At 44.9% G+C, this 15838-nt stretch carries 13 protein-coding genes; 7 read left to right on the top strand and 6 right to left on the bottom strand.

Features of this window, described 5'->3' with window-relative positions; translation table 11 throughout:
• Positions 1 to 87 precede the first annotated feature (87 nt).
• Positions 88 to 534 carry a DUF4342 domain-containing protein gene (locus JJ941_RS00385; protein ID WP_290960793.1) on the top strand — a complete coding sequence of 149 codons (447 nt, stop codon included), beginning with the start codon at positions 88 to 90 and terminating at the stop codon, positions 532 to 534.
• Positions 535 to 635: 101 nt separating this feature from the next.
• Here the strand turns inward: JJ941_RS00385 and trxB are convergent, their stop codons facing one another.
• The gene (trxB, locus tag JJ941_RS00380) at positions 636 to 1613 is read right to left on the bottom strand and encodes a thioredoxin-disulfide reductase (RefSeq protein WP_290960789.1); all 978 of its coding nucleotides are present in this window, start codon (positions 1611 to 1613) and stop codon (positions 636 to 638) included.
• Positions 1614 to 1904: 291 nt separating this feature from the next.
• Between trxB and JJ941_RS00375 the strand changes: the two genes are divergently transcribed.
• From JJ941_RS00375 to JJ941_RS00350, 6 genes are all read left to right on the top strand, one after another.
• Positions 1905 to 3023 (top strand): Re/Si-specific NAD(P)(+) transhydrogenase subunit alpha, encoded by a 1119-nt coding sequence (locus tag JJ941_RS00375; protein WP_290960786.1) that lies wholly within the window; start codon positions 1905 to 1907, stop codon positions 3021 to 3023.
• A 48-nt stretch (positions 3024 to 3071) separates the two neighbouring features.
• The gene (locus JJ941_RS00370; RefSeq protein WP_255133190.1) at positions 3072 to 3368 is read left to right on the top strand and encodes an NAD(P) transhydrogenase subunit alpha; all 297 of its coding nucleotides are present in this window, start codon (positions 3072 to 3074) and stop codon (positions 3366 to 3368) included.
• The gene (locus tag JJ941_RS00365) at positions 3365 to 4783 is read left to right on the top strand and encodes an NAD(P)(+) transhydrogenase (Re/Si-specific) subunit beta (protein ID WP_290960783.1); all 1419 of its coding nucleotides are present in this window, start codon (positions 3365 to 3367) and stop codon (positions 4781 to 4783) included. Before JJ941_RS00370 ends, JJ941_RS00365 begins: the two co-directional genes overlap by 4 nt.
• Before the next feature lie 188 nt (positions 4784 to 4971).
• Entirely contained in the window at positions 4972 to 5478 is a 507-nt protein-coding gene (locus tag JJ941_RS00360) for an FKBP-type peptidyl-prolyl cis-trans isomerase (protein WP_290960780.1), read from the top strand.
• A gap of 114 nt (positions 5479 to 5592) precedes the next feature.
• Complete coding sequence (katG, locus tag JJ941_RS00355; protein ID WP_290960777.1) at positions 5593 to 7860, top strand: catalase/peroxidase HPI; 2268 nt, start codon at positions 5593 to 5595, stop codon at positions 7858 to 7860.
• Positions 7861 to 8122: 262 nt separating this feature from the next.
• Positions 8123 to 10696: a M1 family aminopeptidase gene (locus tag JJ941_RS00350; RefSeq protein WP_290960774.1), complete on the top strand. Its 2574-nt coding sequence runs from the start codon at positions 8123 to 8125 to the stop codon at positions 10694 to 10696.
• Between the two features lie 53 nt (positions 10697 to 10749).
• Here JJ941_RS00350 and creD read toward each other — a convergent pair whose 3' ends face one another.
• The 5 genes from creD to JJ941_RS00325 form a co-directional block, all read right to left on the bottom strand.
• Positions 10750 to 12057, bottom strand: coding sequence for a cell envelope integrity protein CreD (gene creD, locus JJ941_RS00345; RefSeq protein ID WP_290960771.1), 1308 nt, complete (start codon positions 12055 to 12057; stop codon positions 10750 to 10752).
• Between the two features lie 162 nt (positions 12058 to 12219).
• A complete protein-coding gene (locus tag JJ941_RS00340; protein WP_290960768.1) occupies positions 12220 to 12708 on the bottom strand; it encodes a hypothetical protein in 489 nt (162 codons plus the stop codon).
• A 166-nt stretch (positions 12709 to 12874) separates the two neighbouring features.
• Complete coding sequence (locus tag JJ941_RS00335; RefSeq protein WP_290960765.1) at positions 12875 to 13180, bottom strand: transcriptional regulator; 306 nt, start codon at positions 13178 to 13180, stop codon at positions 12875 to 12877.
• A 6-nt stretch (positions 13181 to 13186) separates the two neighbouring features.
• Complete coding sequence (locus JJ941_RS00330) at positions 13187 to 13792, bottom strand: hypothetical protein (RefSeq protein ID WP_290960763.1); 606 nt, start codon at positions 13790 to 13792, stop codon at positions 13187 to 13189.
• 92 nt (positions 13793 to 13884) lie between these two features.
• On the bottom strand, positions 13885 to 15489 hold the full coding sequence (locus JJ941_RS00325) for a glutamate synthase-related protein (protein WP_290960760.1): 1605 nt from the start codon (positions 15487 to 15489) through the stop codon (positions 13885 to 13887).
• Between the last annotated feature and the right edge of the window lie 349 nt (positions 15490 to 15838).

Genomic DNA, 15838 nt, shown 5'->3' with positions numbered 1-15838 from the left:
GTACCTGAATCTTTTTTATTGTGTTTACGTAGTTAGAGCGGTGAGAATCCAATTCCTTACAAAAAAATTTCATAAATCATACATATCATGAAAAAAGAAGAAGCTAAAGAGAAGGCAAAAACCATTTATCAGGAAATACAGGGCGGCGTAAATGAGGTGATCAAGCAGATCCGGAATTTGATTAAAGAAGGAAGCGCCCGTAAGCTGATTATTAAGGACAAGGAAGGCGAAATTAAATTTCAGACTCAGCTGGCTTTTGGTGTAAGCGGGGCTGCACTTATAGGAGCGATGGCACCCGTCATTTCAGCTATCGGGATGTTTGCCATGTTCATCAACGATTACCAGATTATTGTAGAACGCGAAGTTACCGATGATGATGAGTATTCGGTGGATGCTGAATTTATAGACATTAAAGATGAGGACGAGGCGGAAGAAGAAAAGCCGAAAGCCAAGTCAAAGTCTAAAAAAGAAGATTCGGATTCCGAAGAAGAAGAGGAAAAGGAAGAAAAAACGGTTGGGAAGAAAAAGAAGTGATGATGTAGTGACATGGTGATAAAGTGATTAGGTGATGTCCATAAACTCCTCAACAAATCACTTAACCACTTTATCACCTAATCACCTAACCACCTGATCACTTACTTCCAATGAGATTCGGCGATGGCTTCTTCGCTTTCAAGCTCACCTAAATAGCGTTCGGCATCAAGAGCGGCTTTACATCCGGTTCCTGCTGCAGTTACTGCCTGTCGATAAACGGCATCCATAGCATCTCCGCAAGCAAACAATCCGGGTAGGTCGGTTTCGGTTGATTGACCTTTTGTTTTGATGTAGCCTACGTCATCCATTTCCACCACACCTTTAAAAAGGTCCGTGTTTGGCTTGTGACCGATAGCTACAAAAACGCCGGTCACATCATCCAGAGTAGTTACTTCATCGGTATTATTATTCTTTATTTTCACTCCCTCAACAACCTTGTCGCCGAGTACTTCAATCAGCTCGCTGTCCCACATAAACTCAATCTTATCGTTATTGAATGCGCGGGTTTGCATTGCCTTGGAAGCACGGAGTTCGTCCCGACGATGAACCACGGTAACTTTACTGGCAAATTTAGTCAGGAAGGTGGCTTCTTCCATGGCTGTATCACCGCCACCAACTACTACTACATGTTGATCCCGGAAGAATGCACCGTCGCAAGTTGCACAGGCTGATACGCCTTTACCTCTCAGCTTCTGCTCGCTTTCAAGGTGCAGCCATTTAGCTGAAGCGCCGGTGGATGCAATAATTGCATTCGCGTACACCTCGGTTTTTTCATCAACAGTGATTTTATAGGGACGTTTGCTGAAGTCGATATCAGATACAAAACCGTAGCGACAATCGGCTCCAAATCGGGTAGCCTGCTCTCGGAAGTCCTGCATCATTTTCGGTCCCATTACTCCTTCCGGATAGCCGGGAAAATTTTCTACATCGGTGGTTGTCATAAGCTGACCACCGGGCTCAGGACCTTCAAATACCAATGGACTTAAATCGGCTCTGGCTGCATATAAAGCAGCAGTTAAACCTGCAGGACCACTTCCCACAATTACAACGTCAAATGTTTTTCCGGCAATATCTTCCATATCTCAAATCTTTGGTTAATTCGACTCCAATTATAAGGTTTTGAGAACAAAATAATCTGTCTAATTCTCTATTGTATTCATAGATCAAGCTTATGCTAAACCTCAAACTGCTCAGCTTATATTTTCGCTTTAGAGATGCATTTCCAACACGAGTTCTTACTTTTCTTAAGACCCCACGCTCAAAGAGTATCAACCCCTTTTCAATTCTCACAAAAAAGCATACCCAATAGCATTTGTGATATTCACCGATTTCATTATGTTAATCAAAATGTTTTAACGGAGGATAAAAAAGTGATTGTTGGAGTTTTAAAGGAAACGGCTGAACATGAACGTCGGGTTGCACTTACGCCCGAAGTCACTGACCAACTGATTAAACAGGGCCTGGAAGTTTGGGTTGAAGAAGATGCCGGACTCGCATCCAACTTTTTAGACCAACATTACAAAGATTCAGGAGCTAAAGTAGTGTCCGGCAGGGATGAAATCCTCACCCAAACAGACATCCTCCTTACTATTCAAACTCCTTCCAAAGAAGAACTTAAGAAGTTAAAAAAAGGAGCCATTCTCATTTGCTTTCTCTGGGCTCTACAGCACCCTGAGTTGGTAAAAGATCTCAAAGAACTGGAAATTTCTTCGCTTGGGATGGATGCCATCCCCCGCATATCGCGAGCGCAAAATATGGATGCATTGTCTTCCATGAGCTCCATTGCCGGGTATAAGTCTGCTCTGATTGCGGCCAATGAGCTGGACAAATATTTACCCATGATGATGACCGCAGCCGGAACTATCCCACCATCCAAAGCCCTCGTTTTAGGGGCCGGAGTTGCCGGTCTTCAGGCTATTGCAACCTGCAAACGACTGGGATCTGTGGTTGAAGCTTTTGACATCCGCCCGGAAGTAAAAGAACAGGTAGAAAGCTTGGGGGCCAAGTTCGTTGAAGTTGAACTTGGTGAAGAAGACACACAAACCGAAGGAGGTTATGCCAAAGAGCTGGATAAAAGTAAGCAAGACCTCCAGCGTGAAGCCATACATAAGCACGCGAAGAAGTCAGACATCATCATCACTACTGCTTTGATACCGGGCAGGCCCGCACCGCTTCTTATCACCGAGCAGATGGTGAAAGATATGGCCCCGGGTTCTGTGATCGTTGATATAGCTGCTGAAAACGGCGGAAATTGTGAACTGACCGAGGCCGGAAAAACTGTCATCAAACATGATGTTAAAATTGTGGGCCCTGTAAATTTACCGAGCCGGCTTTCTCATCATGCCAGCAAGCTTTATTCAAAGAATATGTACGCTCTACTAAATCTTCTTATTAAAGAAGGAAAAGCAAATTTTGATTTTGAAGACGAGATTCTGCTTAAAACCACCATTACCCATCAGGGCAAAACAATCAGTCCAATGTTGAAATAAACATCGAACAAGGAACACCGAACTTCGAAGTTCAAAACTCATACTGCTATGTCAGCTTTAATTTTTTCTTTATTCATATTTGTTCTGGCCTGTTTTATTGGGTTTGAACTTATTTCAAAAGTACCCCCAACCCTGCATACTCCGCTTATGTCTGGGGCAAATGCCATTTCAGGCATCACCATTGTAGGGGCGCTAATTGTAGCCGGCCATTCGGGTGTGGATTCTCAGATGAGTCAAATCATCGGTTTTGTTGCCATCGTATTTGCCACTATTAATGTGGTGGGCGGTTTTATGGTTACCGATCGCATGCTGGAGATGTTCAAGAAAAAGGAGGATGACAAATGAGCCAGTTTTTACCTGAAAGCTTTTTGCCTTTTGTACCCGATGTCATCCAGATTATATACCTGATTGCGACCTTCTTTTTTATTCGTGGGTTGAAGTTGCTGAACTCTCCCGCCACAGCCCGAAAGGGAAATCAATATGCAGCTATTGGGATGTTAATTGGTATTGCCGTCACTCTTTTCGATCAGCAAATTATTTCTTTTGAATGGATTGTAGCCGGTGTAGTTATTGGCGGTTTGATCGGCGCTGTGCTTGCCAAAAAAGTAGCTATGACAGCCATGCCGGAACTTGTAGCTGTGTTTAATGGATTTGGTGGTGGTGCATCAGCTTTAGTCGCCTGGGGAGAATTTTCCAGGCTGACCGATCCCACCGTTATGACACCTGACAGTTTGGTTACCACAGGCTTAGGCATCTTCATCGGAGCCTTAACCTTCACCGGCAGTTTTATCGCCTTTGGTAAACTGAAAGGATTTATTTCCGGAAACGCCATCACCTTTCCAGGACTGAACGTTATTAATATCGGGTCCATGATTGGTGTGGTGGTTCTGATCGGAGTCTTCACTTTCGATCCCACTAATCAAACCATCTTCTGGATTATTCTCGGGCTTTCACTATTGATTGGAATCACCTCCGTCATCCCCATTGGCGGAGCAGACATGCCGGTTGTTATTTCCCTGCTTAACTCCTATTCAGGCATTGCCGCCTCCATGGCCGGCTTTGTTATTGGCAACAACCTCCTGATTATTGCCGGAGCGCTGGTTGGTGCAGCCGGACTCATCCTTACCCAAATTATGTGCAAGGCTATGAACCGCTCGTTAACCAACGTAATATTTGGAGCCTTTGGGGGCGAAGCAGGCGGAACTGCAAGTGGCGAAGAAGGAGACAAAACTGTTCGCGAAACCTCTGCGGAAGATTTAGCTATTCAGGTTGCGTATGCTTCAAAAGTTGTGATTGTACCGGGATATGGATTGGCTGTTGCCCAGGCCCAGCATGTTATTAAAGAAGTGGCCGGAAAACTCGAAGAGCGCGGTGTGCAGGTTAAATACGGGATTCACCCTGTAGCCGGACGCATGCCCGGACACATGAACGTACTTTTAGCCGAAGCCGATGTCCCCTACGACCAGCTGTTGGACATGGATCAAATCAACCCGGAATTTAAATCGACGGATGTGGTATTGGTGATTGGAGCCAATGATGTCGTAAATCCTGTCGCTAAAACCGAGCCCGGCAGCCCCATCTATGGTATGCCTATACTTAATGTGGATGAAGCCAAACGAACGGTGGTCTTTAAGCGAAGTTTAAGCCCCGGTTATGCCGGCATCGATAATCCGTTGTTTTATGACGAGAAGAACCAAATGTTTTTTGGGGATGCCAAGAAGAGTTTGCAGGCTCTGAATGAAGCATTGAATAACGTTTAGAATGGAACACGCATATCGCTGATTTTGCGAATCACCCCAGTCAAACAACACTCAAGTACTTACTTCAGCCTCGCTCCTGCGTTCTTTATTGAAGTGAGGTTTTTACAGATAATTGCCATTCTTATTTCAGAACCGCTTATCTTTTCATTTCAGCATTTCAAGACAAACTGACTATTAGATTATCACACATGCCATCTACTAAATTTATCCGACTATTTATTCCGGTACTGTTTCTGTTTTTTGTCACCGTTTCCTGCTCTGATGACAGCGGGTGCAATCAGAAGCCCAATACGGCAGTAAATCAGGCCCAGCTGCAGTTAGATATTGATGAAATTGAAGCCTATCTCACCGAAAATAATATTGAAGCTGAAGTTCATGAATCCGGCCTGCGGTATGTGATCAATGAACCCGGGGACGGTAAAACAGCCACCCTTTGCGACCAAATCACGATCAGTTATGAAGGACGTTTGCTTTCGGACGGCAGTGTATTTGATGACAGTGACGGCAAAAATGTAGCCTTCCCCCTCAGCCGATTGATCATCGGGTGGCAGGTTGGCATTCCTTTAATTGAAGAAGGCGGAAGCATTACCCTTTACGTGCCATCCTCTTATGGATATGGAAGCCGGGGCGCCGGGGATGATATCCCACCTAACGCCAACCTTATTTTTGAAGTCAGCCTGGCCCGGGTTTTTTAGTTTTTTCCTTCCAATAAACAAAACCTATCACAGCTTAAAGCTTTATTGATTTTACCGGCATCCGGGGATTTCCTTTCTTTCAGTTATATTGAAAAGAAATTAAACGGAGATAGTATGGCTGATAAAAATGAAAGCTCTGCAAATAAGGCAGGCACGTATAAAGCTAATGATTCTAAAGCTCACGGAGACGGAGACATTAGTAAATGTCCATTTCACAATGGATCCCTGCGTGAGACGGCCGGTGGCGGTACCGGAAACCGCGAGTGGTGGCCCAATAAATTAAACCTGAATATTCTTCGCCAGCATTCTTCCAAATCAGATCCTATGGGTGAAGATTTTGATTACGCAGAAGAATTTAAGAAGCTGGACCTGGATGAAGTCAAAAAAGATCTTAACGACCTGATGACTGACTCCCAGGAATGGTGGCCGGCCGACTTTGGTCACTATGGTCCACTTATGATTCGAATGGCATGGCACAGCGCCGGAACCTACCGTGTAGTTGACGGCCGTGGCGGAGGAAGCACCGGAAATCAGCGTTTTGCTCCCCTCAACAGCTGGCCCGATAACGTGAATCTTGATAAAGCGCGTCTATTACTGTGGCCTGTAAAACAGAAATACGGCAACAAACTTTCCTGGGGAGACCTGATGATTCTCGCCGGAAACGTAGCCCTCGAATCAATGGGTTTTGAGACCTTTGGCTTTGGTGGCGGACGTAAAGATGTGTGGGAACCGGAAGAAGATATTTACTGGGGTTCTGAAGGTGAATGGCTTGGAGACCAGCGCCACACCGAAGACGGTGAATTGGAAGAACCTTTAGGGGCCGACCATATGGGACTGATTTATGTAAATCCTGAAGGGCCCAACGGAGAACCTGATCCAAAGAAAGCCGCAGAATACATTCGCCAGACATTTGCCCGTATGGCCATGAATGATGAAGAAACCGTTGCCCTTATAGCCGGTGGTCACACTTTCGGTAAAACGCACGGAGCAGCTCCTGAATCACACTTAGGTGCGGAACCGGAAGCGGCAGGTATTGAAGAAATGGGGCTTGGATGGAAGAGCTCTCACGGATCCGGAAAAGGCAACGATACCATTACAAGTGGCCTTGAAGGTGCATGGACGCAGACTCCTACAGAATGGAGTAACAACTTTTTTAAAAACCTTTTTGAGTACGAATGGGAAAAGTATAAAAGTCCGGCCGGTGCCTGGCAATGGAGACCTAAAGACGGAGCCGGTGAAGGCACTATTCCTGATGCTCACGATCCGGAGAAAAAGCATGCACCGTTTATGCTGACTACCGATCTTTCTCTGAAAGAAGATCCGGCATATGAGAAAATATCTCGCCGTTTCTACGAGAATCCGGATGAATTCGCTGATGCTTTTGCACGTGCGTGGTATAAACTTACTCACCGTGATATGGGGCCAAAATCACTCCTGATAGGGCCGGAAGTACCTGAAGAAGAGCTGTTATGGCAAGATCCCATTCCGGAAGTTAATCATGAATTAGTTGATGAGAATGACATTGCCGAACTGAAAGAGAAAATTCTCGATTCCGGACTATCCATATCAGAATTGGTTTCTACAGCGTGGGCATCTGCTTCCACATATCGTCAATCAGACAAACGAGGAGGTGCTAACGGTGCCCGAGTTAGACTGGCTCCTCAAAAAGATTGGGAAGTAAACAACCCCGAGCAGTTAAACAAAGTGCTGAATACCTATGAAACCATTCAGCAGTGGTTTAACGAAAATCAGTCCGGCGATAAGAAGATTTCTATTGCTGACCTGATTGTATTGGGTGGAGCTGCCGGAATTGAAAAAGCAGCCAAAGATGCCGGTCATGACATCACCGTACCGTTTACACCCGGACGAACCGATGCTACCGCCGAGCAAACCGACGAAGAGTCATTTGCCTGGCTGGAGCCACCAGCGGATGGATTCCGTAATTACTACAACCCCAAGCACAATACCACACAGGAAGAGATGCTGGTTGACAAAGCTCAGCTGCTTTCTCTGACCCCACCGGAAATGACGGTGCTGGTAGGTGGAATGCGCGTGTTGGAAACCAACTATGACGGTTCCAAGAAGGGTGTATTTACGGACAAGCCGGGTACTCTTTCCAATGATTTCTTCAAGAATCTGCTGGATATGAATACAACCTGGCAGGCTACAACCGACAAGCAGGATGTGTTTGTTGGCAGTGACCGCAAAACCGGAGATGTGAAATGGAGCGGAACCCGCGCCGACCTGATATTCGGGTCCAACTCTGAGCTTAGGGCACTTGCAGAAGTGTACGGCACAGAGGAATCCGAAGAGAAGTTTGTGAAGGACTTCGTTAAAGCATGGAACAAGGTTATGACCCTTGACCGCTTTGATCTGAAGTAATCTGATCCTTCATATCTCAACAATACTTTTAAAGGCAGCCTGATTTAGTTCAGGCTGCTTTTTTTATTTTATTCTGAAATGTACTCAGTTTTCACGTCCATGCATATTCAGATTCCGGATCAAGTCCGGAATGACAACCTTTAGTGTTATTGGCGCTCGTTCCTATCAGCCTGTCACTATTCTTTACAAAATCGGGGCTTGAATTCTTTATGAATGTTGGTACTTTTGCCTGCGTCCAAAAATTAAAATCAGACTTATGAAAATGCCTAAGATTTACACCCTGTTTATCTCTCTTTTGATTTTTGGAACCCTGGGATGCTCAACATCCCCAAAGGTTGAGCCCGGTGTTTCCCTTGAACTCGCAAAATTCAGAAAAGCCCTGATCTCGGATGTTAATTACGAGTTATTCTTTCACATCCCTGCTGAAGAAACCCAGGAAATATCTGCTTCTGAAACCATCACCTTTACCCTTAAAGAAAGTGGGCACAACATTCAGCTGGATTTTCGCGAGTCTGCTGAATTACTGAAATCACTTACCATAAACGGAACGGAAAGTGAGTTTCAGTTTGAGCACGAACATCTGATTTTACCGTCCCACCTGCTGAAAGAAGGGCCGAATTCGGTAACCATTGATTTTATTGCGGGTGAATCTTCACTCAACCGAAACCCTGATTACCTTTATACCCTGTTTGTTCCGGATCGTGCCCGAACCGCCTTTCCCCTTTTCGATCAGCCTGACCTGAAAGCAACCTATGATCTGACCTTAGAAATCCCGGTATCCTGGGAGGCTATTTCAAATGCACCGCTGGCTTCCGTAACCGAAAACGATTCTGCTAAAACCCTTGAGTTTGCTACGTCAGATTTAATCAGTTCCTACCTTTTTTCCTTTGTTGCCGGCGATTTTGAAGCTGTATCACGTACGGTGGACGGTCGTGAAATGACCATGCTGCACCGTGAAACGGACGAGGAAAAAGTAGCCCGGAATATCGATGACATTTTTGAACTCCACGCAGCCTCACTCAACTGGCTGGAAGAATACACCGGTATAGACTACCCCTTTCAGAAGTTCGATTTCGCTCTCATACCTACCTTCCAATATGGAGGCATGGAACACGTGGGGGCCATTCAATACCGTGCATCCTCCTTGTTCCTGGATGAAGATCCATCTGAGTCTCAACTCCTCAGCCGGGCCAGCCTCATAGCCCACGAAACCGCCCACATGTGGTTCGGAGACTTGGTCACCATGGAGTGGTTTAATGACGTATGGACTAAAGAAGTGTTTGCCAATTTCATGGCTGCCAAAATCATGAATCCCAACTTCCCCGATATTGATCATGATCTGAATTTTGTACTTCGTCATCATCCCAGCGCTTATTCCGTGGATCGAACTGAAGGTGCTAATCCCATCCGCCAGCATCTTAAGAATTTGAACGAAGCCGGGCAGATGTATGGAGCCATCATCTATAATAAAGCACCCATCATGATGCGCCAGCTTGAGTTACTGGTTGGGGAAGAACTTTTTAAAGAAGGATTACGTGAATATTTAAGCACCTACTCTTTCGGCAATGCCACCTGGCCAGACCTGATTACCATTCTGGATCAAAAGACCGAACAGGACCTGCATGCATGGAGTGAAGTTTGGGTGAATACCGCCGGCCGTCCTCATTTTTCTGTGGAGTTCCATGAAGATGACCTTCCCGGCCGCGAGCCATTGAAGTATGACGTTTTGGTGCAAAGCGACCCGGCCGGTTTGGAAAGAGTGTGGCCACAACAGGTGGGTATCTGGACCATCAGCCCGAAAGACAGCTCGTTCAAATTTTTTGATATTCTGAGTGACGGGCAGAAGAAATTTGCTACCCTGAATAAGCTTAGGGCAGAAACAAGAGTGTTTAATGCCAATGGGCGCGGCTATGGTCTGTTCCCTGCAGACCTTAAAACCCTTCAGCATTGGGAACACATGCGGGATGTACGGAAAGGCTCTCACCTCATCAACCTGTATGAGAATATGCTGGAGCAGAATGAAGTATTTCCGGATTCATACCTGGATGAATTGGTCGGGATTGTTCAAACCGAGGAGAACCAGTTATTGCTGAATCTGGCGCTTGGGCATATTGAAACCATTTACTGGAAACTGCTAACGGAAGAACAGAGAAATGAAGTTCAGGCTGATCTTGAAGATTTGCTCTGGAATGAGATGCTGGAACAAACCGAAAGCAGTACAAAGAAAACATTCTTCAACACCTTCAGAGATATTGCCCTGTCTGATAATCAGGTCCAAAAAGTATATGATATCTGGAGCGGGGAACTTGAAATTGATGGGCTTAATCTTGCGGAAACAGATTTCATCAGCATGGCCGGAGACCTTGCAATTAAACGACCTGATTTAGCAACATCTATCATTTCGGAACAACTCAGCCGAATTGAAAACCCTGACCGCAAACGCCGGTTTGAGTTTATTCAGCCTGCTCTGTCAGCAGATCAAAATGTACGCGACTCCTTTTTTGAATCTTTAAAGGATGAGGAAAACCGAAAAACAGAATCCTGGGTTTTAAGTGCGATCGGATACCTGCACCACCCGCTTCGTGTAGATGAATCAGAAAAATATATTCTGCCAAGCCTGAAGCTGCTTCGGGAAATTCAAACTACCGGAGACATCTTCTTCCCCAAGCGCTGGCTGGATGTTACCCTTGGCAACCATTCATCAGATGAAGCTGTGAAAACGGTGCGCACATTTCTGGATAATAACCCGGATTACAATCATCAGCTGAAAATGAAAATTCTTCAGGCAGCCGACACGATGTTCCGGGCTAATGAGATTAAACAATACACCAAATAGCACTATTCTTACCCCAGAACGCTGCAAGGATCTTTGGATGCTTGCAGGTTCTACTAAGCGGTTGGTTCATCCTCGGTGCTCATAATTTCAAACCAGTTGATGTTTCGGGTCAGGTACATCACCACAGATAGCACGACAAATAATCCAAGGCTTCCTAACAAGAGCGCATAATCCTGCAATTGCAGCAGAATGTAGAGGTAGCCATACAGGATGATTAACACCCCAAAGATGATTCCTGATTTCAGCTTATCGGATAAAACGCTGTAGGAGTAGATCGTGATCAACCCAATGATAGCGGCGGCAGCAATTATATATGCTAACTGGAACACCACATATTCTGAAATTGACAGAAGCAGTGTGTAAAATATCAGCAGGGCGAAGCCGATTAATAAATACTGAATGGGGTGAATGATTTTCTTGCTCAGCAATTCGATCATAAAGAAGGTCAGGAAAGTCAGCGAGATAAACATGATGGCATACTTTGCCGTCCGCATGGTTTTCTGATATTCATCCACAGCCAGCAGCAGTTCAACCCCGAAAAGCGTATTGGTCACTTCCTGATTGGGTCCCTGCCATTGCTGAGCAAAATTCCGGTTCAGGTGTAATACATTCCATTCGGAATCAAATCCGGCATCTGTGACTTCCCGCTCAGCTGGTAAAAAATTACCCGTAAAGCTTGGGTTTGACCAGTCTGATTTGAGTGCGACATTTGTTTGCTTACCTACCGGTGAAAAATGAAGCCCTGTACTTCCGTTTAAATTCAGATCAAAGCTAAAATCATAGGCCTCGCCGGTGGTAAGATCGGGTGCAATAGAAATTCCGGAGGCCAGAACATCATTGGATTCAATACCCGGATTCGCCAAAAATTCACTCTCATTCCACTTTATATTCACAAAGTCTTTGATTCCGGTCATATCTGAAATCCCTACCGAAACAAAGGCATCTTCAATAAGGAAGTCTTCCACCGGCACTTTAAACCCGCTCAAATCAATGGCCGGGAAATTTCCGGATACCGACAAGCTGCTGTTATATACAATCACTTTATAAATGCCCCGATACCGAATTTCCGGGGTTATGGCTCCTTCTACATTCAGGTTCTCCGGCAAAAAATGAGCATAACGAATGGTTTGCTCTACCTTATCCTCGCCGTTGAAATAATACCTGTAAGGCACACTGATAATAGGTCCTACAACAACTTGTTCATCACCCCATTTTTGGCTGATTTCATCAGCTACGGAATCCCTTCTGTATTCCCGCTCTGAAATCAGTCCCTGAATTAAAAGGGAAGGAATAAGCAGGATCAGCGTTAAAAACGCGATGATGAATAAACGGGTACCGAGCGATTTTCTGAGGTTTTTCATGATGGTTGGGTTGAGAGTGAGGAATGAAAAATGAAAAATTCAAAATTAAAAATGGGGGCTCTTTTTGTCATATTGAGCTGATCGAGAAATAACAAATCCCTCATTTTGAATTTTTCATTTTTCATTTTGAATTTAAGAAGTAACACTGTTTCCGCTATTAGCTTATTCTGATTGATGGTCTTCAGCTTCTTTCTGTGCAGCGTATTTGAACATCAAGGCAGACACAATCCAAAGTGTGACGAAGAAGCCATTTACTCCCAAAATTTCTAACACTGAGCTTGGAGGCGATTGGTAATAACCTCCGAATATTGCTATGGCCGCAATTAGTGCCTGTGTAAAGGCTGCCACAAACAGAGTGATGACCATTCCCTCTGCTTTGAATCGAGAAATAACAGATCCTATGATACCAATGGCTATCACCCCAAAATACCATACGTTGATGGGTTTGTCCTCAGAACCTATGATTCCAACCGCCAGGTTTGACCAGGTGAGAACAAATCCTGTTCCCAGTGCCAGTCCTATTGCTGCACTATAAGCAGAGGAACCGGATTTACGGGTTACGAACAGGTATGTATAACCTGTTCCAAGAATAAGTATGCCGGCAAAAATGAAATCGCTTAAGGTCCACATCACTTCTGACGTAAATTGCATAGCGGTGAAAGGGATCAGCAAAATGATCGCTGTTCCGGCAGAAAGATATATTAGGTGTTTAGATAAGGGTTGTTCTGTATTCATGTTTTGACCTCACTTAAGAGTTTATTTATTTAAAGCACTTTGAATTACAAAGTTAGTGGTTAAATTTTTTTGGTTGGCGAATTTAGCTGTTCTTCTGGGCTTTTATAATTTCTTCCATCACGTTCAGGTAGTCACCGAATGCTTTTTTTCCGTCCGGTGTCATGGAATATTTGGTGTTTGGCTTGTTATCGATAAAAGATTTTTCCACTTCAATGAACCCCTCCTTTTCCAGCTTCTTAATGTGTGTGGCCAGGTTGCCGTCGGTTACATCCAGGAACTCCTTCAGCGCACTGAAATCGAGCGAATCGTTCACGGCCAGCGCCGACATAATCCCCAGCCTGACCCTGCTCTCGAATGCTTTATGTAAATCATCAAAAGATACGTTCACTGCTAATCACCGCTCGTAGCTGAAATACATGTAAATTCCATACATCATATGAACTGCACCAAAGCCCACTGCCCACAACAGCAAGCCATATTCAATAAACCAGGTGCTCACCAATCCCAATGCGATCTGCACAAAGCCCATAATTTTCACTTCCGGGATGGTGTACCGCCCGGCATTTACCAATGCAAGTCCATAGAACAATAACATCAGTGGGGCGAGAAGACCGATAAGTCCTTTTGCGAGGAGCACCAAAACCAATACCCCTCCTGCAGCCAAAGGGGTTGCCATGCTGCTCAATAGTCTTCGTGATGTGGCATTCCAGATATTTTCTCCGTTTCCATCTGCTTTTCGTTTGGAGAAGTAAATGGCCGTCACCAAAGCCAGCACTAAAATCCCAATGGCCAGCCAGACTACGTTTGCCAAATTCGGGGATGTATAAAAAAGCTCATCCGGGTTAAAGCCTAATAAGCTGTAAGCAATGTAGGCACCGGCCAAGGCATACAAACCAGCCATGATCCCTGCCCAGCCTGAAAGTGATAAAAACTTAGAAGACCGCTCCATCATCGAGCGTATCTCAGCAATGTCCTTGATATAATCTTGTTCTTCTTTCATACAAAGTACTTTTTATTTAAAAGTAGATGAAAAATATCAGTTCTGCAAGAGGGATGGAAAAATTTTTAGTATGATTTATGAGGCACCACCTACTAAGGTATAACCCCGGCATAACGGATACCGGTAAGACGATGCATCTCGTAATCATAAGTGGAAAGATCGTTTTTATTAAAGCCACTCACTCTTTCGTGACCGCAAGCCCGGGCTATAACTTTGACCAATTCGCTGGATGCTTCAAAATAATTCTGCAGCTGGCTGGCTGATTGATCTATGATGAGTCTTTTTCTCAAGCCTTCTTTCTGAGTAGCTATCCCGACCGGGCAGTTATTGGAGTCACAGGCCCTCATACCCAGGCATCCAATTGCCTGAAGTGCTGCATTTGAAACTGCAACGGCGTCTGCCCCGAGCATCATTGCTTTAGCAAAGTCTTCGGCTACCCTTAATCCCCCCGTAATAATCAGCGTTACATCACTGGCTCCGGATGTATCCAGATGTTTACGGGCCCGGGCCAGTGCAGGAATGGTGGGCACATTGATATTATCGCGCAAAACCGTAGGTGCAGAACCGGTCCCACCCCCTCTTCCATCCAGGATTATATAGTCCACTCCTACTTCCAGAGCAAAATCAAGGTCGGCCTCAACATGACTGGCTGCAATCTTAAAACCCACTGGAATACCTCCAGTTTTCTTGCGAACCTCATCGGCAAATCCTTTGAAGTCTTCAATAGTTTTTAAGTCGGGAAAAGCTGCCGGTGAAACAGCCGTTTCACCTTCCTCTAACCCTCTTACCTCAGCAATTTCTTCCGTTACTTTATCTCCAGGCAGATGTCCTCCCGTTCCGGTTTTTGCCCCCTGCCCTCCTTTAAAATGAAATGCCTGAGCTTTTTGAACTTTTTCCCAGGAGAAACCGAATTTACCGGATGCCAACTCATAAAAATATTTGGAGTTATTGGCCTGTTCTTCGGGTAGCATACCTCCTTCACCACTGCAGATTCCTGTACCTGCAAGCTCTGCTCCTTTGGAAAGAGCAATCTTTGCTTCTCGGGATAATGCTCCGAAACTCATATCAGATACAAATAACGGAATTTTCAGTTTTAGCGGTTTTTTTGCCTGAGGGCCAATTACAACCGTAGTGTCCACTTCCTCTTCATCCATGAGCGGTCTGGTTGCGAGCTGAGCCGGCAGAAACTGGATACTCTCCCATTTGGGCAGAGTGTTTCGATCTACCCCCATAGCAGCAGAAGGACCATGGTGTCCATAATTCTTCAGCCCGTTTTGGGCGAGCTCTTTAATATAACCGGTATAGGGTTCAGTATCCTCTGGGTGGGTATCTGCGTACTGTCCAAGGTATTCATCCCGGTTAAAGGGCTGAGGATGTTCCTCAAGGTATTCATTGATTTCCGCTTCATCTACCCATACATATCCATCTTTGATTCCAGCTGTAAATTTATGAAGCACCTCCTCATTATTATATTCCGAAACGCCTGTATCGTATCGGTAGTCCCACCCATGAACACCACAAATAATGTTATCACCTTCAATATATCCGTCGGCCATAAGCGCTCCCCGGTGCAAACATCTGCCATACAGTACCGAAATTTTGCCATCATACTTTATTGTCACAAGGTCTAGCCCATTTAGCAGGCTATGTACAGGTTTTCGGTCTTCAAGATCATCAATTGCATGAAGTTTAGTCATTTGTCTTTCCTTGTTACGAAGCCTTTTCAGGCAGATTATCTTTTAATTTCTACTGCTGACAACGAGATGCATGTGTACTAAACAGTATTTAACTAAAGCCAATGTGATAAAATCCGGAAAAGATTCAAAGAGAATAAGGCCGGGAGTAAGACGACTGCCTTGTCTCATTATCATTTCTACTGATTGATAGCAGGGTCAAACGGCCTTACAGGCAGGCATCCATCAGAATGGTTTTATCAAAATTACCCTCAGCCACCAATAGTATAAAACTCAGTGCGAAGAAAATATTGACAAAACAAAAACCCTGCTCAAATTAATGAGCAGGGTTTGTAAAGGTCATGTTTAAGAA

Source organism: Gracilimonas sp., assembly GCF_017641085.1.
Taxonomy (GTDB): Bacteria; Bacteroidota; Rhodothermia; order Balneolales; family Balneolaceae; genus Gracilimonas.
Note: the sequence above shows the minus strand (reverse complement) of the source record. Positions and strands in the feature narration are given on the sequence as shown.

Bases quoted from the DNA above. Each gene is read 5' to 3' on its own strand.
- JJ941_RS00325 (WP_290960760.1), bottom strand. From the start codon at position 15,489: ATGACTAAACTTCATGCAATTGATGATCTTGAAGACCGAAAACCTGTA.
- katG (WP_290960777.1), top strand. From the start codon at position 5,593: ATGGCTGATAAAAATGAAAGCTCTGCAAATAAGGCAGGCACGTATAAA.
- JJ941_RS00340 (WP_290960768.1), bottom strand. From the start codon at position 12,708: ATGCAATTTACGTCAGAAGTGATGTGGACCTTAAGCGATTTCATTTTT.
- trxB (WP_290960789.1), bottom strand. From the start codon at position 1,613: ATGGAAGATATTGCCGGAAAAACATTTGACGTTGTAATTGTGGGAAGT.
- JJ941_RS00330 (WP_290960763.1), bottom strand. From the start codon at position 13,792: ATGAAAGAAGAACAAGATTATATCAAGGACATTGCTGAGATACGCTCG.
- creD (WP_290960771.1), bottom strand. From the start codon at position 12,057: ATGAAAAACCTCAGAAAATCGCTCGGTACCCGTTTATTCATCATCGCG.
- JJ941_RS00360 (WP_290960780.1), top strand. From the start codon at position 4,972: ATGCCATCTACTAAATTTATCCGACTATTTATTCCGGTACTGTTTCTG.
- JJ941_RS00350 (WP_290960774.1), top strand. From the start codon at position 8,123: ATGCCTAAGATTTACACCCTGTTTATCTCTCTTTTGATTTTTGGAACC.
- JJ941_RS00385 (WP_290960793.1), top strand. From the start codon at position 88: ATGAAAAAAGAAGAAGCTAAAGAGAAGGCAAAAACCATTTATCAGGAA.
- JJ941_RS00365 (WP_290960783.1), top strand. From the start codon at position 3,365: ATGAGCCAGTTTTTACCTGAAAGCTTTTTGCCTTTTGTACCCGATGTC.
- JJ941_RS00370 (WP_255133190.1), top strand. From the start codon at position 3,072: ATGTCAGCTTTAATTTTTTCTTTATTCATATTTGTTCTGGCCTGTTTT.